Source organism: Ruegeria sp. ANG-R (assembly GCF_000813985.1).
Lineage (GTDB): Bacteria > Pseudomonadota > Alphaproteobacteria > Rhodobacterales > Rhodobacteraceae > Ruegeria.
The window spans coordinates 84,566-105,732 of sequence record NZ_JWLJ01000012.1; the positions used below are offsets into that span (position 1 = coordinate 84,566).

Here is a 21,167-nt window from a genome sequence, read left to right on the forward strand (position 1 = left end):
GAGTGTAGCCATGACAGACCTAAAGTCTTATTTCACTACCGCGGCCGTGTTCGTCGCCCTCGGTTCACAGGCATTTTCTGCAGACAGCATGGCGATTGAGGCCGGTATCGGCGGGGCAGACCCTGACCCGGATGCACCTCTAGTGGCGCTGGGCGCACCACCCATCCCACTGGATAACCCACAGACCCCCCCCAAGATCGAATTGGGCAAGATGCTGTTCTTTGACCCACGTTTGGGCGGGAACGAGTCGACCCCCTGTTCGGCCTGCCACAACCCGTATATGGGCTGGGACGTCGAAGCAAAAATCTCGTTCGGGTATCCGGGCACGACCCACTGGCGCAACAGCCAGACGATCGTGAACTCGGCTTATTACGGCAAGTTGTTCTGGGCGGGCTCAAGCAAAAGCCTTGAAAGCCAGGCCAAATCCGCCGCAAGCGGTGCGGTCGCCGGTAATGGCGAGGCCGACATGATGGAGGCCCGTCTGGCTTTCGTCCCTGAATATGTCGAACGGTTCAACGATGTGTTCGGCGATCAGTGGCCACGCATCGGCAACGCTTGGCGGGCGATTGCCGCGTTTGAACGGACTATCGTTCAGACCGACACGCCCTTTGACAACTATCTGCGCGGGGATGATGCGGCGCTGACCGAGGAACAGAAACGCGGGCTGGAGTTGTTCACCGGCAAGGCGCAATGTTCCGAATGCCACAACGGAGCGCTGCTGTCGGATGAGAAATACTACAACACCGGCGTTCCGCCCTATGATGGCTGGCAGGAGGACGGTTTGGCGCAGATCACCTTCCGGTACGAACTTTACGCCAAAGGCTCGACCGAAGAGATGTACCGCCACACCAAGGACGACCCCGGCTTCTATTTCCGTACCAAGGAGAAGGCCGACAAGGGTAAGTTCCGTACGCCAAGCCTGCGCTACACCCTCTATACCGAGCCCTACATGCATAACGGCATGTTGGAGACGCTTGAGGATGTGGTCGAATTCTACAATCAGGGCGGTGGCGAGAATGAGTTCGCTGAAAACAAATCCCCGCTGATCCAACCCCTTGGCCTGAACGATCAGGAAAAGGCGGATCTGGTGGCCTTCCTGAAATCCCTGTCCGGCGAGGAAATCTTGGTCGAAGAACCCGACCTGCCGGATTACCAGCCGTTCCCTGCGGTCGCAGCAGAGGAGTAAGTGTCATGACAGATCATAACGCAACCGGATGCAGCTGTTCGGGCGAGGCCAAGAAGGCCTGCACCGTGAACCGCCGCCAATTCCTGTTCGCCTCGGGGGCCACGACATTTGCCGTAATGGTGGCCATGCCCACCCGCCATGGCCAGGCTGAACAAGTTCCCGCCTTGGTCTCCACCTATCCACGCAAGCTGATTGGCAAACTGTCCGAGTTGGAGCAGGATGTGCCGGTCGAGTTCTACTACCCGGATGAAGGCGACTATTCGGACTCGATCCTGGTCAAGACCGGCGTGGAAAGTGGCGGCGGCATCGGTCCTCAGCGGGACGTTGTGGCCTTCAACCTCACCTGCACCCACCAAGGCGGGTCGATGTATGACAGCTACAAGCCCGAACACAAGGTGCTGGGCCCATGCCCGCTGCACCTGTCCACCTATGACGTGACACGGCACGGCATCCTCGTCTCGGGGCAGGCCTATCAGTCGCTGCCGCAGGTCCTTTTGGAGCTGGACGGCGATGACATCTACGCCGTTGGCATGTTCGGCCTGATCTATGGCCGCTACGACAACCTGATTGCTTAAGGGGAAACGGTATCATGGCAACCCCGTATTACGTGCCCGAAACCAACGTCCCGCTGCCGCCCAAAGGCGCCGAGGTCATCTCGACCGCCTGCGATTACTGCATCGTGGCCTGTGGTTACAAAGTCTATCGCTGGCCCGTGACGGCCAAGCCCGGTGGCCCAACAGCGAACGAGAACGCATTTGGCGAGGATTTCCCCGTTGCACCGCTGGGTGCCTGGGTCGCGCCGAACCAGCACAATATCGTTCTGCACAAAGGTCAGCCCCACCACGTGGTGATCATCCCTGACAAGGATACACAATACGTCAACACCGACGGCGACAGCTCCTTGCGGGGCGGGTGTATCGCGCAGAAATGCTATAACCCGCAGACACCGACACGTGACCGTCTGAAGACACCGCTGATGCGGATCTATGGCACATTGATGCCAATCCCGTGGGATCTGGCGCTGGATGTGGCGGCGGAGGTGGGCAACCACGTCATCGCCAAGCACGGCACCAATGCCTATGGTGTGAAGACCTTCAGCTATCAGTATATCGAGAACACTTATGCGATCTCAAAATACGCGCTGCGCCATATCAATACTGCCAACTTCACCTTCCACGACACGCCGTCCGATGTGACCTCGACCCCCGGTTTCAGGGATGCGGGCTTTGACAATTTTGGCCCCTCCTATGAGGACTGGCGCGATGCGGAAACCCTTCTGGTCTGCGGTACCGACCCGTATGAGACCAAGACCATCCTCTATACCCAGTGGATGATGAAGGGGATGCAGAACGGTCAGAAAGAGATCTATCTGATCCCGCGCCGGTCTGCCGGTGTGGCCCATGCCGAGAAAATGGGCGGCCTGCATATCGACGTTCTGCCCGGCACCGACCTGTTGGTCGTCAACGCCATCGCCCGCGTCATAGTGGAAAATGGCTGGGAAGACAGCGACTGGATCAAGAAATGGGTCAACAACAAGTGGGAAAGCTCGTCCGGCTTCGGTCAGGGTACTCGGAACACGCCATGGCAGTGGCGTACGACCTGGGGCAAGTTCCAGACCAAGGGTTTCGAGGATTGGAAAGAGTGGCTACTATCGCAGGACGAATTCGCGCCTGAAACCGCTGCAGCCATGGCCGAGATCGACGTGCAGAAGATCTATACGGCTGCCGAATGGCTTGCCAAACCCAAGGCAGATGGCACACGGCCTAAAACCTCGGTCATGATCGAGAAAGGTTTCTATTGGTCCAACAACACCGGCAACACACAAGCGATTTCCGCGCTGGGCATCATCTGTGGTTGTGGCGGTCGTCCGGGTCAGGTCATTGGCCGGGCCGGTGGTCACCAGCGGGGCGGCGTGAAGGGCGGGAAATACCCGCGCAACAAATCGCCCGAAAAACTGCCAGGTCGCCGCCGCCGCGCCATGGATACCGACCGGTATCTGATCGCAGGTCACACACGTATGGCCCATGTGATCGGCACCACTTGGATCCAATCCATGTGCGGATCGCAGCAGCTGGCCGACAAGTTTGAGGAACTGACCGTTCGCAACCCGCACCAGATCACCAGCTTCGACAAGCAAGAGATGATCGACACGCTGAAGGCTCGCGCCGACAGCGGCGGTATGGTGGTGATCAATCAAGACATCTATCTGCAGGATCCGATCGGCAACCGTTACGCAGACATCGTGTTCCCCGCAGCGACCTGGGGCGAAGAGGATTTTTTGCGCGCCAACGGCGAACGCCGCCTGCGTCTGTACCAGAAATTCTATGATGCGCCCGGTGCGGCGAAACCCGACTGGTGGATCATTGCGCAACTGGCACAGCGGATGGGCTTTGACGGGTTCGACTGGCAGAACTCGAACGAGGTTGCCGAAGAGGCCGTGCGCTTTACGCGCGGGTCGCGCAAGGACTTCCACGCGGTCTACCGACTGGCCAAGATGGAAGGTAAAGGCCTGCACCAGAAGGTCCGTGAATTCGGCACCGACGGTGTGCAATGCCCGGTCATGCTGGATCCCGACGGTGTCACGCTGATTGAAACCAAGCGTCTTCATGACACAACCCGCACCCTGCCCGAAACCGGAGCAGCCGGAGCGGATGTGTTCAACAAGAAGCTCACGCATTTCAACAGCCAGACCGGCAAATGCAACATCCAGAAATCGCCCTGGGGCCTGTTCTCGGACTATTGGGAATGGCTGAAACCCAATAAGGAAGAAGGCGAGCTGTGGGCGACCTCGGGTCGGATCAACGAACGCTGGCAGTCCGGTTTCGACGATCGCCGCCGCCCGTACATCGTGCAGCGCTGGCCGGAAAACTGGGTCGAAATCCATCCCGATGATGCAGCCGAGCGTGGCATCGAAAGTGGCGACTATGTGATGGTCTATTCGGAGCGTGTTCCAGGCAATAAACACACGCTGCTGGGTGTGGAAGGCGATGACTTCCAGTTCTCGAAACTGATGGAGAACGGGCATATCGAACTGACAAAAGCGGCGATCACCGCCGTGGCCATGGTCACGCCCGCCATCAAGAAAAGCGTGGTTTACATGGACTTCCTGCACATGCAGCAGCCTGCCAATGCGCTTGAGGGCCGGATCGTCGACTGGATCAGCGGCAACTACAACTACAAGATGGGCGTTGCCAAGCTGCGCAAACTGGGGCCGAGCCCCTACAAGACCTCGTTCCGCACGATGTCCTTTGCACCGCGCGACATCGCCTGATGACCGCTTTCCGGGGGGCGGACGCCATGCCGCCCCTCGGGTCTGGTCCCACTGCAGAAGGGACCACCTGGAAGGCAGGTATCGGTTGGGAAACCTGTCTTCCACTTTCACCCAACCTTTCCCAACGCAAAACATGGCAGACCTGATATGAACATGCATTCCGATACCGCCCTGCGTGATGAGGCCACCAGCCTGTTCTCTGAATACGCAAAATCTGAATATGACGTGATCCGCCTGCGCGCCGTTCAAGCGCTGGCTGCGATTGGTGCAAGCAACTGCCCGGCCTTGATCGAAGCGTTGCTGGATGACGACGAAGACGTCCGCCAGGACGCTGCCCGAGCGCTTGGCGCGTTGCGTGCGCAAGAGGCTGCGCCTCAGCTACTGGAAAACCTGATCCATGACCCCTGCGGCGAAGTGAAACTCGCCTGCGTGACGGCTCTGGCCGAGTTGAAATCGGAAGAGGCCGCGCCCTATCTGCGCACCCTCGTTACCGGACGCGGGGATGAGATTACATGGGACGAGGACGAACTGCATCAGGACGAATGGGATGACTGGCTCGACACCCAAATTGCGTCAATCAAGGCACTGGGTCAGATGGGCGACGTGGCAGCGATTGAACCCATCGTGATGGCCCTGATGGACGAAGACGGGCAGGAGCTGGGCGATGTCGCTTGCGAAGCGCTGGGTGGAATTGGCGAGCCTGCGGTGCCGACCTTGGGTGTGTTCACCCAATCTTCGAACCGCCGCCTGCGCCATTGCGCTCTGCGGACGCTGGCCACCGTTGGCGGGACCGAGGCCGAAGCCATTTTGCGCAAGGCTGTCACCGACAAGGACGGGGCCGTGCGTCTGATCGCCTATGAGGCGCTGATGCCAAGCGACCCCGCATTGGTCGAACAGGCGCTGGCCGACGCGGTCGAGGATATTCGTATCGCGACACTGAATCTCTCGGGCTTCTCGGAACCCGAACTGCTGGACCGCATGATGCGCGACCCCGGCGCCAAGGTGCAGCTGGCTCTGCTCGACCGGCTGGACCGCGAAACACCGATAACCGACCAAGAGGATCTGCGCTGGCAGGTGCTGGATTTCCTCGCCACCGGTCAACAGCCCGAGGTCTCGGCGCAAGCGCTGGGCTTGTTGGCCGCACTGGCGCCGGAACTTGTGGCCGACCGTTTGAATGAGTTGTTCGCGGTCAAGGCAGATGACCTCAAAGCCGAGCGCATCCAGTGGGCCATTGTCGATTCGCTGGCAACCTCGCCCCTGCGCGAGGCGGCAGAATGGCTGCAGCGCGCCTGCCGGTCTCCGTTCCGCTCGGTTCGGTTGAAGGCCTTGGCATCGCTGGCGATGATTGTCATCGATGCGGATCGCCCACATGTGAATCAGCAACAGGGCCGCGAATTGCTGTTGTCCTTTGCGCTGGCTCCGATGCCCGTGTCCGCCCCAGAGGAACCCAAACCCGAAATCGAACCGCAAACCGACATTGCCGCGCTGGAAGAGGCCGGTCTAGATGTCACGAAAGGCGGAGAGAATGGCCCGACGTCAAGCCTTGGTGCGATCCTTGGTCATGACGCCATCGCCGCTGAGATGACGCAAGAGGCCCAAGAGGACGACGTCCAACCCCTCAGCCCGCGCGAACAGGCGTTGCTGGCCAAGGCAACCCGCCATCCCAAACGCCGCCGCGTTGCGCTTGATGACAATACCGAGGCGCTTGAGCGCGAAACCCGTTTGTCCGCCATCCGACTGCTGGGCGAGGTGAAAGGGATGCAGATCATGCTGGCGCAGATCGCCCGGGACCCTGACACTGATGTCGCCCAGCAAGCCTTTGCCGCACTGGCGGTAGCGATTGCCCGAGAGGGTGCGTCAATGGATGAGGGCCAATTGGTCGATTTGATCACCAGTGGCCTCTCGCATACCGACGCATCTCTCTCGCTGCAGGCGCTGAAACTGTTGCAACAGGCCGATATGCCACCCCAGGACAGTTTGCGTGCCAAGCTGAGGGCAATGCTGGAGACCGGCGATACCGCCTTCCGCATCGATGCCATGCGCATCCTGACACGGTGGGATGGCACCGCTGACGTGGCGCGCAGCCTTTTGGATGACGTCTCGGCCCCCGTGCGCCAGGCGGCGATGCGGCTTTTGTCGGAAACCGCTCCGGATCAGGCGGGGGCGGCTATCGTGCCCTTCCTTTTGGCCAACCCAGAGCAGCGTATCGTGACCTATGTCAATGACAGCACCCCCGCTGTGGTGTCCATTGGGCGCGAGTTGCTGACCGGGCTGCGCGATATAGATCGCCGCGCGCAATGGCCGGTGATGATCAACGCGTTGGCTGATCTGCTGCGGGAAAGCGCCCGCACGGGCTGAGACCGGAGGGACGGATGCTGAATGTACGCAAGGCACTAGGGTTGTTGCTGGTCGCGGGGACGGTTTTCGTTGCCCCCGCAGTGCAAGCCGAGGACTTGCCCGAGATCGCCGTCGTGCATCAGGTCATCGACTTGAACGCGAACACTCCGGCACATACGTTCCGGTTCGAGCCGAAGTTCCTGCAAGTCCCTGCGGGGACCACTGTACGCTTCAAGGGCTCGACCGGGCGGCATACGGTGACGGCTATCCCCAGGATGATCCCTGTGGGTGCGCGCGTCTTCGAAATTCGCGGCAAGCCTGAGCTTGACCTGACCTTCGAGAAAGAGGGAGTCTATGGCATCCGCTGCCGTGTGCACGGTCGTCACGGTATGGTTATGCTTCTGGTGGTTGGTGATCCGGGTGCGAATCTGGAAGAGGCCAAGGCCTATCTGCCCAAGCTCGGCGAGGCGGAACGGGCCGGGTTCGAGGAACTCTTTGCATATCTGGAGGCTCGAAATGGCTGATGGATGCGCCTGCGACAGGCATGTTCATATGTACCTGACCGTCGCCGAAGCGTTGCGGCGCGGCCTGTCGGTCGCGCACCCGGTAACCGGCATCGAAACTCTGCCACTGCAACAGGCGATTGGCCGTGTTCTCGCCGAGGATTGCAGCAGCAAGGTCGATATGCCCGCCTTCGATAACTCCGCGATGGACGGATATGCGATCCGGACCGGCGATCTGGGCGACGGTCCTTTGTTCGATTTACCTATTGGCGGTCGTGTGGCTGCCGGGGATAGCGGAGCGCACGACGCACCTGCCGGCAGCGCCCTGCGCATCTTCACCGGCGCTCCGGTTCCGCCCGAATTCGATGCCGTGATGATGCAGGAGGATTGTGAGGCGTCTGCGACCCATATCCGTTTTGCGCGTCGCCCCAGGCCGGGGCAACACATCCGCCGCGCCGGTGAGGACCTGAAAGCCGGTGCGCCGATCCTGTGCAGGGGCTGCGAGATTGGCCCGCGTGAGGCTGCGGCATTGGCCTCGTCCGGCCACGGGCAGGTCAGGGTCTGCCGCAAGCTCAAGGTGACGATCTTTTCGACCGGCAGTGAACTGCGGCAGCCGGATGAGGAACTGAGCCCTGGCCAGATCTATAATTCCAACCGCTACATGCTACTGGCCTTACTGGACAAGCCGTGGGTTGATCTGACCGACCGTGGCCCGGTCGCGGATGATCCCGATCTGCTGGAACAGGTTCTGCGTGAGGCATGTGATACCTCTGATCTGATCATCACGACGGGCGGCGTATCGGTCGGGGACGAGGATCATATGCCGCGCCTGTTCAGCGAAATCGGTGGTGAGACGGATGTGATGAAAGTCGCGATGAAGCCCGGCAAACCGGTCATGTTCGGACGCCGGGGCGATGCACTTTATATCGGGCTGCCGGGCAACCCGGTTTCGGCCTATGTCACCTGGCGGATCATCGGATCGCCGATGATGGCGCGTCGTGCCGGATTGCGTCGTCCCCGGTTGGTCTCTGAGCGGGGGGTTCTGGCCGAGCCGCTGCAGCGCCTTCCCGGTCGGCAGGAATACCGTCCGGTGCGTATTGATGGCTCGAACTCGGACGGTCGCCCGCGTTTGCGATTGCTGGCTGCCTCGTATAGCGGGCGCGTGGCGTTGCTGGCGCAGGCTGATGGGCTTGCGGTGATCCCGGCAGAGACCGGGTATCTGCCGGAAGACCACCCGCTGGAGTTTCTGAGGTTCTGACTTTTCGGGACGGACCAGCGCAAACCAAAGTCGCTTAGCCGAGTTTTTTGAACATATAGGTTGTGGGTTCAAGCCGGTCCTCGAACGGGTTACGGCAATAGTCCGGGATTTCGCCGGCGACCCGGAACCCCAGTGACTGGTACAGGATGCGCGAGGGGTCGGAACTGCGGGTATCCAGTACCAGCATGGTTCTCCCCAACTCCGCCGCCCGCTGCTCAAGCGTGGCCATCAGTGCACGACCCAACCCGCGACGGCGCGCGTCGGGGTGGACCAGCAGTTTGGCGACATCGGCCCGGTGCGGCTGGTTCGGCATGGCCGCAGGAATCAATTGTACTGTGCCCTGAACCCGCCCCTCGCCATAGGCTGCGAACAGATCGAGCGTTCCCGCGTGCAACCCGGGGCGCACGCGATCCCGCCAATAGGCGCGGGCGTCATCACGCGAAAAGGGCAGGATGAACCCGATACTCGCGCCGGTCTGGACACAGGCGTGAAGAATATCAGCCAGGTCCTCCAGCGCTTCGTCGAAATAGGCCCCGGACAAACGTGTGATCATATCAGTACCAGCAGATAACGTGCGCCGCGTTTCGATCCGGTTTCAAACCGCGTGGGGCCGGACAGGTGATAGCGCAGGCAGTCGCCGCCGCTGAGTGTGTGGTCGATACCGTCCACCGTCAGCGTTAACCCGCCATCGAGGACGATCAGATGATGCTCCTGTCCGGGTTGGGGTGGGGTGTCATAGGTGATGACTGTCTTTGGGGGCAAATGACCCTCCAGCACTTCTCCGCTGAGCCCCGTCGCAGGAGGAGATACTGACCGGCGGGTAAATCCAGTCTCGGGGTCATGCCATTCGGGCTGCTTTTCAAAGGGAACCTTGGGGTCGAAACTGTCCTCGACCATCATCAACAGGCGCGAGATGGGCAGGCCGTAGGCCGCACATAGACGGCCAAGGGTTTCAGCGGTCGGGCTGACGTCGCCGTTTTCCATTCGTGACAGCGTGGCGCGGCTGATACCACTTTGGTCAGCCAGCTGTTCCAGCGACCAACCACGCCCCTGGCGCAGTTCGTTCAGGCGTTTGGCAAGGCGGTTTGAGAGAGTATCAAGCATAGATCAGATATGGGAATCAATTCCGTATATGGGATTATTGTCTTAAATTTATATGTGTGCAACAAAAAAGGCGCGGAAAAATCCGCACCTTTCGCTGTTCGGGGTTCAGGTCGAATTACTTCCAACCGACCTCATTAAAGATCTTCTGTGCCTCGGGGATGTTCTTGGCAACTTCCGACAGGTTCACTTCATCCGCCTTGAACTCGCCAAGCTCTTTGACCGATGCCGCCACCTCGACGCTTGGGACAGCCGGGAACTCATCGTTGCCGGATGAAAAGTAGACTTGCGCCTGATCGCTTGCCAGATATTCGAGGAACTTGATCGCGTTCTCCTTGTTGGGCGCATTTGCGGCAACACCTGCACCCGACAGGTTCATATGTGCTCCATAACCATCCTGGTTTGGGAAGACCCATCCAATAACGTCCCGCTCTGCCGATACGCCTTTGACATCCTTTCGGATGGCGCGGGCAAAGTAATAGGTGTTTGAAACGGCGATTCCGCACTCACCGGAAACGATGCCCCTAAGCTGATCGGTATCGCCTCCCTGAGGGTCACGCGCCATATTCGCGACGATGCCCTCGGCCCATTCCTTCGCCGCTTCGGTCCCTTCGTGTGTTATGATCGAGGCCAGCAGGGTCTGGTTGTAGGTGTTGCTTGAGGATCGAATGCAAACCATGCCCTTGTATTCCGGTTTTGCCAGATCCGCATAAGTCAGCGGGGGGTTTGCGACCTCATCCTTGTTGTAAAAGATGATCCGACCGCGTTGAGAGAACCCAAACCACTCGTTGTCGAGGTCTTGCAGGTTGCCCGGGATGCGCTCTTCCAGAACAGCGCTGTCAATCGGTTGCAGAATACCTGCGTTCTTCGCCCGCGACAGGCGCGAGGTGTCGACGGTCAGCAGAACATCAGCGGGTGAGTTCGCGCCCTCAGCTTCCATTCGGGCGATCAGCTCATCAGCCTTGCCCTCGATGCGGTTGATCGTGATACCGGTCGCCTCTTCGAAATCGCTGTAAAGTCGATCATCCGTATCGTAGTGGCGCGACGAGTACAGGTTCAGTTCGCCTTCGGCGGTAGCCGAGGTGGCTATCAGAGCCGACAGAGCGGCGGCAACGCAGGTGGAAGATTTCAGCATGATGTGTCCCAACGCTAGAATTCGCTGCGGGTACTACCCGACTGAAACAGTCAATTAGACGATTTCGGACAAGATGCAAGGAAATCCGACAGATTTACTAGGGCAAATGGTCGCTCTGCTAACGATGTTTGCAATCGGATTGATCTGGCCGCGATTGCGCAAATTGCGTTAGTACGCGTTCAGATATCTACCGTCCGCATCGAGTCTAGAACCTCAACGAGAGGCAGGACATACCACCATCCAGTTTGGCGCAATCAGCATTGTCGATTTCAACGATCTCGTAGCCTGCGCGGTTCAGCATGTCCGCGGTGCGCGGGAAGCCCGCAGCCATCAGGACCAGATTGTTGAACCGGATCGCGTTGGCGGCAGCCTCTTCACCTTCGGCAACATGCAACACCCGGTAGCCATTGAAGCAACCCGATGCATCCAGTCGCCGGGTAGACAGGATCGTTTCCGCATCCATCAGCGAGCAATCCGTCTTGAAGTGCAAAACACCCTCGGGCGTGAAGACCTCCCGCAGCTTGTGACCCCAGTCAGAGGTGATTTTGGCAAGCTCGGCAACGCCTGCCGCATCGGTGCGGTCGGATCGGCCAACCAGTATTTCCCGACCGGTCACCAGTATATCGCCACCTTCGATATGGCCCGGGCCTTCGATCTCGTGAACCGTATCATAGCAGGCACGAAGGGCCGGTGCTATTTCGGCCACTTCGCCCATCCGCGATGGTGCGCCGGGGCGCATCAGCACTGCACCTTGGGGCAGGCACAGCGCCGTGTCCTCGACAAACTGCGCGTCAGGATACGCGTCGAGGGGATCAAGCTCGATGACTTCGGCGCCGGTGCTTTTCAATGCGGCCACGTAAGCGCCGTGTGCCGCCAACATCCCTTCGAAATCCGGGTTGCCGATATCCTCTGCGCGCAACCCGCCCGCGATGGTGGGTGCCGGTCGACGGGTGATGGCGCGTGTGAACTCAAAGGTCGGGTCTGTCATTGTTCAATCTTTCCGGTGTTCGAATTTCGGGGCGGTGACTTCAATCATGGATGGCCCATCAAGGCGGTCCGCTTCGCGCAGTGCCCGCGCGACGGCGTCGGGTTCGGCCGGGGTTGTTGCGAACGGAATGCCAAATGATTTTGCGGTCGCCGAAAAATCGGGTGGCGAGGGATCGCAGCCGATGACAGTTACGCCGACATCCTGCATGGAGGCGGCGATCTCTCGATATCCGTGATTGTTCCAGATCATGAAAGTGACAGGCAGGTTTTCATCCACCGCTGCCATGATCTCGGGCAGTGAGAACTGGGCTCCGCCATCGCCGACGATGCAGATCACTCGGGCCGAGGGGGCAGCGATGGCTGCGCCGATCGCGGCAGGTATCCCATAGCCAAGTGCACCATACCCTGTTGCCGCGTTGAACCAGCCACCGGCCCGGTCATGGTCGTAGTAAAGGTTTCCGGCATAAATCGGCTGAGTCGAATCCCCGACGATCAGCGCACTTGGCACGGCGTCGCGTATCGCGTTCAGTACTTCAACCTGAAGGCGGTAATCTGCACCTATTTCGTTCCACGCAGCGGCGCGCGTAAGCGCCGCGCGTTTGGCGCCCCCGCCCTTTGTCTTCTTTGTTGGAATCGCCGCCAGAAGCGCGGGCACAACCATGTCGACGTCGTCGTGAATGGCAAGATCGGCCTTGTGCCGGGACAGTTGATCGCGGCATCGATCCACCCGGATCAAACCTGGCATCGCCGTAACCCGGCCGGTTGCGTACATGTCAAAATCGGTAGGCCCCAGTTCGGTTCCCAGAGCCAGCACACAATCGGCGTTTTCAATCAGCTCGCGCACCGCGCTTAGACTGGGACTGGCGGGCACAATGAGCGGATGCCCGTGCATCAGGCCGCGCGCGTTCACTGTTTGCACAACAGGCGCATCCAGCGTGTCGGCTAGTGCACGCAGGCCGGTTTCAACCCGCTTCGCGCCCCCGCCTGTCAGAATGACAACTCTTTGCGCCTCGGCCAATCGCGTTGCTGCCTGCCGGATCAAATCCGGGTCGGTCGGGGGCGCAGGAGCAAGCGGCGTACGTGGCCCAGCTGCGTATCCGGCTGCCGCTACATCTAACGGAACCTCGATATGCGCTGGACCGGGTCGCCCGCTGGCCAGCCGATGGAAGACACGGTCCACTGCCGGGTCCAGCCCGCTTGCGTCCGAGATTTGTTCAGATATCAGCGCCACCGTTTGGGCAAGGCCCAACTGGTCGGGCAATTCGTGCAGATGCCCGATGCCCTTTCCAAGTGATGCGGTTGTATTGACCCCGGACACGACCAGCATCGGCACCGAATCCGCCCGAGCCTGCGCCATGGGCGTCAACGTATTCGTCAAGCCCGGGCCGGTGATAACAAAAGCCACGCCCGGTTTCCCCGATGCGCGTGCATAGCCATCAGCCATAAACCCCGCGCCCTGCTCATGCCTGGGTGTCACATGACGAATGCCCGATGCCGCAAGGCCGCGATAAAGCTCGACCGTGTGCACTCCGGGAATTCCGAAAACGCAGTCCACGCCCCTTCGCCGAAGCTCTGCAACGAGCGCTTCGCCTACCGTAATTCCGTTCATGCGACCTCGCACGTTTTTCTGTTGGCATGATCGATGATGCGGGTCACGGCGGTGGCAAAATCATCATCGCTGATCGTCAGGGCCACACGCACCCAGTGTTTCAGGCTGTCACCGAAGGCTGATCCCGGCATGACAGCAACCCCGGCTTGCAGCAGATCCCAGGCGTACGCCTCGCCATCGAGCCCGGTGGACGAAACATTTATAAGTGCAAACATCCCAGCCTCAGGCCGGTGCACGGTAAGCTCGGTTTCCGCCTGCAAACGATCCGCCAGCAAACTGGCCCGGTTTGAGAAGCGTGCGGCCATGCCGGGGGCGACTTCAGACCCGTCACGGATTGCCTTTTCGGTCATGTCCGCAATAAAGGGCTGATTTCCAAATAGCATGGTTTCGGAATAGGGCAGCAACGCCTCGCAAAAGGCCGCTGGTCCAACACACCAGCCGCTGCGAAACCCCGGCGCCGCATGTGACTTGGAAATAGAGGCGACTCCAACGACGCGCTCCGCCAGGTCCGGATTGGCAAGGGGCGAGACAAACTTTACACCGTCAAAGATCAGGTCTTCGTAGACTTCGTCGGATATGATCCACAAATCATGCCTAATCGCCAATCGGCCTATCTCGGCAATTTCTGAAGCCGTCAGGATCGCTCCGGTCGGGTTGTGGGGGGTTGTCAGCAGAATGGCGCGGCTGCGCGGAGTGATCCGTGCAGCGATATCGTCGGGCTGAATGCGAAACCCGTGTTCGGGCCGTAAGGGCACCGATACTAAATCTGCGCCGGTTGCACGTACAACCCCTTCGTAGGTTGCATACATCGGATCGCCGACCAGTACTTCGTCACCCGCCTCAGCGACACCGGCCATGACCGCGAACAGGGCGGTCTGCGTTCCGGGAAAGCACAGAAAGTTCTCTGGCTCGAACGCGCGTCCGCGAGAGGTTGAATACCGTTCGGCGAGCGTGTTCAGCAAACCGGCCTCGCCGCGCCCGTTCGAGTATCCTGTACGTGATGCTCGCAATGAGGTTACGGTGGTTTCGATCAGGGCGTCGGGCACGGGAACATCCGGCTCACCAATCGTCATTTCGACGATGTCCGCTCCGGCCCGGATAAGTTCACGCGCTTTCAGGTGTACGCCCCATTTGGCGCCACCCAAACCAGCCAGTCGTTTTGTTACAGCAGTGGTTCTCATGGCTGCTCCACCTCTTTCTTCAACGGAATTCCGATTATTGCGCTGACCGATTCCAATCCGATCTGCGCCAACTGGCCTTCGGCAAATGCATCCGGAAGCGCGCCGCCCTCAAGCCAGAGGCCATCGATCACCGCATTGCAGGCGATGGCAAGTTGCATTGCTTCGGATGCCTCGACCGAACGACCGCATTCCCGCAGCGCAGCTACGATCAGGGTCTCAAGGTGATCCCGGAAGTAATTGTAGGTTCGCTGGTGAATGCGCTGCATCTTCGGGTCGTGCTGCACCTTGTTCAGGAACCCTGCCCACAGGGCGACGGCGCTGGGATCAACAATTGGCGGTCGCAGCGAAGCGTCAACGAAATTCGACAGCCGGGACAGCGCCGTGCCCTCGCCTGAAGAGGCGGCGGTCTGATCCGTCAGCGTATTCATATGATGCTCGTATGCCGCCTGAACCAGTTCGTCCTTTGATGAAAAATAGTGCCGGATCAGGCCCTGGGTCACGTTTGCACGAGCGGCGATTTCACGCACCGTGGCGCCCCGAACGCCCATCTCGGCGATCAGGTCCAGAGTCGCCAGTATCAGCGCCTCGCGCCGATATTCCGCGGACTCACGTGTAAACTTGCGGCTGTCGTCCTGCACGTTGGGCTCATCCATGGCGTGGAATTATTATACACTTGCATAATTGCGAGATTCGGGGCTTACTGCAAGCTGAAATCAGAAGATTCTTGGATATGGACACAGCCAAAGCCGTTACACCCGCAGACGATGCGACATCGAATCAAGAGGCGATAAAGGTTGAAAACCTGCACAAATCCTTCGGCCAGCTGGAGGTTCTGAAAGGCGTCTCGCTCACAGCGCACAAAGGCGATGTTGTTGCGATTATCGGGGGGTCGGGCTCTGGCAAATCCACCATGCTGCGCTGCATCAACTTTCTGGAGACGCCAAGTTCCGGAAAGATCACCATCGGTGGAGAACAGGTTGAGATGCACGCCGACGGCAGCCCGTCCAACCGACGCCAGATTGAGCGCATCCGCACCCGGCTGGCCATGGTATTCCAGCAGTTCAACCTGTGGACGCATCGAACGCTTCTGGAAAACGTGATCGAAGTCCCGGTGCATGTTCTCAAAGTTCCGAAAGCTCAGGCCATCGAGCGGGCGCATGAGTTGCTTGAACGAGTGGGACTTGGCGACAAGGCCGATGTTTACCCGGCCTATCTTTCCGGGGGGCAGCAACAACGCGCGGCGATTGCGCGGGCTTTGGCGGTAGACCCTTCGGTCATGCTGTTTGATGAACCGACCTCGGCGCTTGATCCCGAACTGGTTGGTGAAGTTTTGACCGTAATCCGCGACCTTGCCGCCGAGGGGCGCACCATGCTGCTTGTCACCCACGAGATGAAATTCGCCCGCGAAGTCGCCAATCACGTTGTCTATCTTTTCGAGGGCCGCATCGAAGAGCAGGGGCCACCTGCCGAGGTCTTTGGGAACCCAGAATCGGCACGGCTGAAACAGTTCCTCAGTTCAGTCGGCTGATCCGGAAAAACAAAACAAAAATCGAATCCAAAAGGGAGTAACAAAATGAACATCAAGAAATTGCTCGCATCCGGCGTTGCCGCGGCAATCCTGTCGGCTGGTGTCGCCAGCGCCGAAGAGGTGAAGATTGGCATCGCGGCCGAGCCTTATCCGCCATTCGCCTCACTGGACAGTTCCGGCAACTGGGTCGGCTGGGAGATTGACGTCATCAATGCGGTTTGCGCCGCCGCAGAGCTGGAATGCGTAATCACGCCCGTGGCCTGGGATGGCATCATCCCGTCGCTGACCGGTCAGCAGATCGACGCCATCATGGCCTCGATGTCGATTACCGAAGAGCGTCTGAAAACCATTGATTTCAGCGATCCCTACTACAACACACCTGCGGTCATCGTTGCCGATAAATCGATGGACATCGAAGCGACCCCCGAGTCGCTGGCGGGTAAAGTCGTTGGCATTCAGGCATCAACCATCCATCAGGCCTATGCGCAGGAGTACTTCAAGGATTCCGAGTTGCGGGTCTATCAGACTCAGGATGAGGCCAATCAGGACCTGTTCGCAGGTCGCATCGATGCCACTCAAGCCGATAGCATTGCCATGGCGGACTTTGTGAACTCCGATGCGGGTGCGTGCTGCGAAATCAAGGGTGCCGTCAAGGATGATCCCGCAATTCTGGGCCGCGGCGTCGGGGCCGGTGTCCGCAAGGGCCAGGACGATCTGCGTGAGGCGCTGAACAAGGGCATCGCGGCCATTCTGGCCGACGGCACCCACGAAAAGATCACCTCGAACTACTTTTCGGCCAGCATCTACTAAGCCGTCGCTGTGACCGGACTTCTGGATTCGCTGGGATTGGCGCAGAGCGCAGAGCTTCTGTCGCTCTCGCCTCCGGGGTGGGGGGGCAACCTGCTGCGCGGTTTGTCCCACTCGCTGCAGATCGCCTTTGGCGCATATGCGCTGGGTCTGGTGATCGGATTGTTCGGAGCTTATGGAAAACTGTATGGCGGGAAGGTCACGCGTGATCTTCTGGCCATCTATACGACCGTTATTCGGGCCGTGCCGGAATTGGTCCTGATTCTGATTCTGTATTATGTTGGGTCGGATATCATCAACAAAATCTCATCCTCGATGGGTGGTGGACGGGTCGAAATCAACGGCGTTGCCGCCGGCATTTGGGTATTGGGCATCGTTCAGGGCGCCTATGCGACCGAAATCCTGCGCGGCGCGATTCAGGCGGTGCCTCCGGGTCAGATCGAGGCGGCCAAATCCTTCGGGATGCCAGCCTTCATGACCATGCGCCGCGTGACAATCCCGGCCATGATGAGTTTCGCAGTGCCTGGGCTGGCCAACCTGTGGCTGATCGCCACCAAGGATACTGCGCTGCTTGCGGTTGTCGGTTTCAATGAACTGACGCTGGAAACGCGGCAGGCCGCCAGCAGCACTCGGGCTTACTTCACCTTTTTTCTGGCGGCGGGTTTCCTCTATCTTATGGTTACGCTGTGCTCGGGCGTCATCTTTACACGGATCGAGAAATGGGCGCGTCGCGGCCAGCCTTCTCTGACAGGAGGGCGCACATGATTGATTTCAGATCTTTGATGCAGCCGCACCGTATCGTGATGATGCTGGTATTTGCCGGGATCGTCGTCTGGTGTGCCTTTTCACTGCAGTGGGGCTGGATACCGAAGTACACTCCGCTTGCCTTGCAGGGCATCTGGACGTCAATCTGGCTGCTGGTTGTCACCGTCGTTCTTGGATTTCTTCTTGCGGTGCCACTCGGTTTGGCGCAGGCGATTGGCCCGTGGTATCTCGCGGCCCCTGCAAAGGTTTTTTGCACCATCATTCGGGGCACGCCGCTGCTGTTGCAGCTTTGGCTGTTGTATTACGGGCTTGGCTCGCTCTTTCCTCAGTTTCCGTGGATACGTTCGTCGGAGCTCTGGCCGTATCTGCGTCAGGCGTGGCCCTACGCGGTGCTGGCACTGACGCTTTCCTATGCGGGCTACGAGGGCGAGGTCATGCGCGGCGCCTTCAAAGGGGTTGCCAAAGGTCAGCTGGAGGCGGCCAAATCGTTTGGTATGCCAAGGCTGACCATGTTCCGCCGGATCTGGCTGCCGCAAGCGATCCGCAACGTGCTGCCCACCTTGGGTGGAGAAACCATCCTGCAGATGAAAGCAACGCCACTGGTTGCGACCATCACCGTTGTCGATATCTATGCTGTGTCCTCTCGCGTGCGCTCGGATACGTTCATCATCTATGAACCGCTTCTTCTGCTGGCAGTGTTCTACATTCTGATCGCAGGTTTGATTGCCCTTGCCTTCCACTGGTTGGAAGTTCAGGTTTTGGGAACAGGCAAGCGCGCCGGTTGATTTCCCACCTGTGCGGTCTTTGACAAACAAAAAAAACCGCGCCCAATGGCGCGGTTTTTTCTAATTGAGTTATGTGCAGTTCTCAGCCCTGGCGAGCTTTGAACTTGCGCTGCGTCTTGTTGATCACGTAGACGCGGCCTTTGCGACGCACAACCCGGCAATCACGGTGCCGGTTCTTGAGCGAGCGGAGCGAGTTCTTGACCTTCATGGGTCTGTCTCCAATCTGCGGCGCCTTCATCAAAGACGTGGCCAGCGCCTGGGTTAATCGGGTGCTCCGGCGGGCCGGAACAATGAATTCATGGTGGGCGGTACAAGGATCGAACTTGTGACCCCTTCGATGTCAACGAAGTGCTCTACCGCTGAGCTAACCGCCCATGAAACCGTCGCGTGACCTGCCCCATAACGAAATGGGGCGCGGAACCCCGCGCCGGTAGCGGGGTCTATAAAAGGAGTCGCTGGGGGGATCAAGGGGTTTGGCAGAACTATTTTCCGGTCTATGTTCAATGCGAACAACGGAGAGCCCATGCCCAACGCCGCACCAAATACAGCCTATGTTCTGGATATGCCAACAGACCGCACATCCTGCGTGGTATTTGCATCACCGCATAGCGGCCGGACCTATCCTGACTCGCTGTTGCAACGGTCTGTGCTGAACCGCGATATGATTCGGTCGTCCGAGGATGCCTATGTGGATCAGCTGTTTGCTTCGGTGGCTGAATTTGGTGCACCCCTGCTTGCTGCGGCCATGCCGCGGGCCTATCTGGACCTCAACCGCAGTTCGGATGAACTGGACCCCGCATTGATACAGGGGGCCCGCCGTCACGGCCACAATCCGCGCGTCTCTTCGGGTCTTGGGGTGATTCCCCGCGTGGTTGCCAATGGGCGGGCGATCTACAGTGGCAAACTGACCATGGACGAGGCGCGCCTGCGGATCGACACCTATTGGCGCCCTTATCATGCGCGTCTGAAATCTCTGCTGGCCGAATCGCATGAAATGTTCGGGCAGGCGATTCTGGTCGACTGCCATTCAATGCCGCATGAGGCGGTGGCGATGGCCGGCGGCTCTCGCAGTGCGCGGCCCGAGATCGTTCTGGGCGACCGTTTTGGCGCTGCTGCATCTGGTGTGATCGTTGACCAGATCGAGGCAGCCTTTACCAATGCAGGTCTGCAGGTCGCGCGCAATGCACCCTTTGCAGGGGCCTATGTCACGCAAACCTATGGCCGTCCCACCCGGCATCAACACGCAATTCAGATTGAGATCGATCGTTCGCTATATATGGACGAGGAAACGATCCAGCCGAACGGGAATTTTCAGGCGTTGCGGGATCTGCTGCGGCGGGTCACGGCCCAGATTGCCGGTATCGGGGCCGACCCGATGTCGCTGGCGGCAGAGTAATTTTAGCGCAGCGCACGTCCCTTTACGATTGCATCATGGCCAAATCGGCGGCGGATTTCATCCGTCGCGCGCTCGGCCTGCGACCGGCGCGTGGCGCCAGGGTCCAGGAGGTCGCCAGAGATATCGGCCTCATCTTCCGGGCACAGATCGGACAGGCCGCAGCCCAGCAGGCGATAGGGTCCCTGATCCCCCACCTGATCGAACAGCCCGCGTGCGGTGCGATAAATCCGGTCGGCGATCTGGGTTGCGTCGCGCAATGACACCCGTCGGGTGATGATCTTATGATTGGCCCGTTTCAGTTTCAGCGTCACAACGCGCCCGGCCAAGCCCTTGGCCTTGGCCCTGTCAGCCACCTTCTCGGACATGCGCCACAAATGGCCATCCAGTATATCGATACTTGCCGTATCCTCAAAAAATGTGGTCTCGTTGCTGATCGATTTCATAGGCTCATGGGCTGACACGCGCCGCTTGTCCTGTCCTCGGGCCAGATGCCAGAGCCGGTAGCCCATCGATCCGAACCGCGCCGTCAGCGCCTCCTGATCCCAGCGCAGAAGATCGGCAAAGGTGCGAATACCGGCGCGGTCCAGCGATTCCTGCGCCGCCGGACCAATTCCCCAGATCAGACGCACGGGTTGGTCATGCAGGAAATCAGCCGTCTCGGCCTTCCCAATCACCGAGAACCCTCGTGGCTTGTCGAGGTCCGAAGCCACCTTGGCCAGAAACTTGTTATGGCTCAGCCCGATCGAGCCCGTCAGACCCAGCTCATCCTTCATGCGTTTGACCAGTCGTGCCAGCATCACCGCAGGTGGCGCCCCATGCAGGCGTTCCGTGCCCGACAGATCCATGAATGCCTCGTCCAGCGACAGCGGCTCCACATCTGGCGTCAACTCATCCATCATCGCGCGAATTTCGCGTGACACGCTGGCATAGAGCGACATGCGCGGTCTGATCACGACCGCATCGGGGCAAAGTTGAAGCGCCTTGAACATCGGCATAGCCGAACGCACCCCCCGAATGCGTGCCACATAACACGCTGTTGAAACCACACCGCGTTTTCCGCCGCCGATAATCACCGGTTTGTCCGCCAGTTCAGGATTGTCCCGCTTTTCGACCGAGGCGTAAAACGCGTCACAATCCATATGCGCAATGCTCAGGTCGAATAACTCGGGATGCGATTTCACACGTGGACTGCCGCAGAAATGGCAGCGTGGGCCTTGCTCTATTTGTTTCAGGCAGTCGCGACAGATGGCAGGCATGTTGCAGGTTCTTTTCGGCCAGATGCGGCTAGGCTCAGCCCTTCTATTTGTTAGAATCTATC

20 protein-coding genes and 1 tRNA gene are annotated in these 21,167 nt (G+C 59.4%); 11 read left to right on the forward strand and 10 right to left on the reverse strand.

The annotated features are described in order from the left end of the window. Positions 1-10: 10 nt before the first annotated feature. The 6 genes from RA27_RS20795 to glp all read left to right on the forward strand — a co-directional run bounded on the left by RA27_RS20795 (position 11) and on the right by glp (position 8,555). Complete coding sequence (locus RA27_RS20795) at positions 11-1,186, forward strand: cytochrome c peroxidase (RefSeq protein WP_039543439.1); 1,176 nt, start codon at positions 11-13, stop codon at positions 1,184-1,186. A gap of 5 nt (positions 1,187-1,191) precedes the next feature. After that, positions 1,192-1,761 carry an arsenate reductase (azurin) small subunit gene (locus tag RA27_RS20800; protein WP_039543441.1) on the forward strand — a complete coding sequence of 190 codons (570 nt, stop codon included), beginning with the start codon at positions 1,192-1,194 and terminating at the stop codon, positions 1,759-1,761. Positions 1,762-1,775: 14 nt separating this feature from the next. Then, positions 1,776-4,457: an arsenate reductase (azurin) large subunit gene (locus RA27_RS20805; protein WP_039543443.1), complete on the forward strand. Its 2,682-nt coding sequence runs from the start codon at positions 1,776-1,778 to the stop codon at positions 4,455-4,457. Positions 4,458-4,604: 147 nt separating this feature from the next. After that, on the forward strand, positions 4,605-6,815 hold the full coding sequence (locus tag RA27_RS20810) for a HEAT repeat domain-containing protein (protein ID WP_039543445.1): 2,211 nt from the start codon (positions 4,605-4,607) through the stop codon (positions 6,813-6,815). 14 nt (positions 6,816-6,829) lie between these two features. Next, complete coding sequence (locus RA27_RS24495) at positions 6,830-7,318, forward strand: plastocyanin/azurin family copper-binding protein (protein ID WP_052265425.1); 489 nt, start codon at positions 6,830-6,832, stop codon at positions 7,316-7,318. Beyond that, positions 7,311-8,555 (forward strand): gephyrin-like molybdotransferase Glp, encoded by a 1,245-nt coding sequence (gene glp / locus RA27_RS20820; protein ID WP_052265426.1) that lies wholly within the window; start codon positions 7,311-7,313, stop codon positions 8,553-8,555. Before RA27_RS24495 ends, glp begins: the two co-directional genes overlap by 8 nt. Before the next feature lie 34 nt (positions 8,556-8,589). On the opposite strand, the gene RA27_RS20825 is transcribed toward glp, so the two are convergent. The 7 genes from RA27_RS20825 to RA27_RS20855 form a co-directional block, all read right to left on the reverse strand. Further along, on the reverse strand, positions 8,590-9,108 hold the full coding sequence (locus tag RA27_RS20825) for a GNAT family N-acetyltransferase (protein WP_039543448.1): 519 nt from the start codon (positions 9,106-9,108) through the stop codon (positions 8,590-8,592). Beyond that, positions 9,105-9,659: a helix-turn-helix transcriptional regulator gene (locus RA27_RS20830; RefSeq protein WP_039543450.1), complete on the reverse strand. Its 555-nt coding sequence runs from the start codon at positions 9,657-9,659 to the stop codon at positions 9,105-9,107. The genes RA27_RS20825 and RA27_RS20830 overlap by 4 nt, the downstream gene beginning before the upstream one ends. Before the next feature lie 115 nt (positions 9,660-9,774). After that, complete coding sequence (locus RA27_RS20835) at positions 9,775-10,791, reverse strand: Fe(3+) ABC transporter substrate-binding protein (RefSeq protein WP_039543452.1); 1,017 nt, start codon at positions 10,789-10,791, stop codon at positions 9,775-9,777. A gap of 205 nt (positions 10,792-10,996) precedes the next feature. Continuing rightward, positions 10,997-11,779, reverse strand: coding sequence for an arginine deiminase family protein (locus tag RA27_RS20840; protein ID WP_039543455.1), 783 nt, complete (start codon positions 11,777-11,779; stop codon positions 10,997-10,999). A gap of 3 nt (positions 11,780-11,782) precedes the next feature. After that, entirely contained in the window at positions 11,783-13,387 is a 1,605-nt protein-coding gene (locus RA27_RS20845) for a 5-guanidino-2-oxopentanoate decarboxylase (RefSeq protein ID WP_039543458.1), read from the reverse strand. Further along, entirely contained in the window at positions 13,384-14,568 is a 1,185-nt protein-coding gene (locus tag RA27_RS20850) for a pyridoxal phosphate-dependent aminotransferase (RefSeq protein ID WP_039543460.1), read from the reverse strand. Before RA27_RS20850 ends, RA27_RS20845 begins: the two co-directional genes overlap by 4 nt. Then, positions 14,565-15,221 carry a TetR family transcriptional regulator C-terminal domain-containing protein gene (locus RA27_RS20855; protein ID WP_039543463.1) on the reverse strand — a complete coding sequence of 219 codons (657 nt, stop codon included), beginning with the start codon at positions 15,219-15,221 and terminating at the stop codon, positions 14,565-14,567. Before RA27_RS20855 ends, RA27_RS20850 begins: the two co-directional genes overlap by 4 nt. Before the next feature lie 77 nt (positions 15,222-15,298). Between RA27_RS20855 and RA27_RS20860 the strand changes: the two genes are divergently transcribed. From RA27_RS20860 to RA27_RS20875, 4 genes are read left to right on the forward strand one after another with little or no spacing between them, the layout of a single operon-like run. Beyond that, positions 15,299-16,096 (forward strand): ATP-binding cassette domain-containing protein, encoded by a 798-nt coding sequence (locus tag RA27_RS20860; protein ID WP_039543464.1) that lies wholly within the window; start codon positions 15,299-15,301, stop codon positions 16,094-16,096. Positions 16,097-16,141: 45 nt separating this feature from the next. Beyond that, positions 16,142-16,906 (forward strand): transporter substrate-binding domain-containing protein, encoded by a 765-nt coding sequence (locus RA27_RS20865; RefSeq protein ID WP_039543468.1) that lies wholly within the window; start codon positions 16,142-16,144, stop codon positions 16,904-16,906. Between the two features lie 9 nt (positions 16,907-16,915). Continuing rightward, positions 16,916-17,668, forward strand: a complete 753-nt coding sequence (locus RA27_RS20870) for an ABC transporter permease (protein WP_039543470.1) — start codon at positions 16,916-16,918, stop codon at positions 17,666-17,668. Beyond that, the gene (locus RA27_RS20875) at positions 17,665-18,453 is read left to right on the forward strand and encodes an ABC transporter permease subunit (RefSeq protein WP_039543472.1); all 789 of its coding nucleotides are present in this window, start codon (positions 17,665-17,667) and stop codon (positions 18,451-18,453) included. Before RA27_RS20870 ends, RA27_RS20875 begins: the two co-directional genes overlap by 4 nt. 82 nt (positions 18,454-18,535) lie before the next feature. On the opposite strand, the gene ykgO is transcribed toward RA27_RS20875, so the two are convergent. Next, positions 18,536-18,661: a type B 50S ribosomal protein L36 gene (gene ykgO / locus RA27_RS20880; protein ID WP_005648635.1), complete on the reverse strand. Its 126-nt coding sequence runs from the start codon at positions 18,659-18,661 to the stop codon at positions 18,536-18,538. 91 nt (positions 18,662-18,752) lie between these two features. After that, positions 18,753-18,827 (reverse strand) — tRNA-Val (locus RA27_RS20885). 149 nt (positions 18,828-18,976) lie between these two features. Between RA27_RS20885 and RA27_RS20890 the strand changes: the two genes are divergently transcribed. Next, complete coding sequence (locus RA27_RS20890) at positions 18,977-19,849, forward strand: N-formylglutamate amidohydrolase (RefSeq protein ID WP_039543558.1); 873 nt, start codon at positions 18,977-18,979, stop codon at positions 19,847-19,849. Positions 19,850-19,851: 2 nt separating this feature from the next. Here the strand turns inward: RA27_RS20890 and RA27_RS20895 are convergent, their stop codons facing one another. Continuing rightward, positions 19,852-21,105, reverse strand: coding sequence for a DNA polymerase IV (locus tag RA27_RS20895; RefSeq protein WP_082025221.1), 1,254 nt, complete (start codon positions 21,103-21,105; stop codon positions 19,852-19,854). Positions 21,106-21,167: the final 62 nt, after the last annotated feature.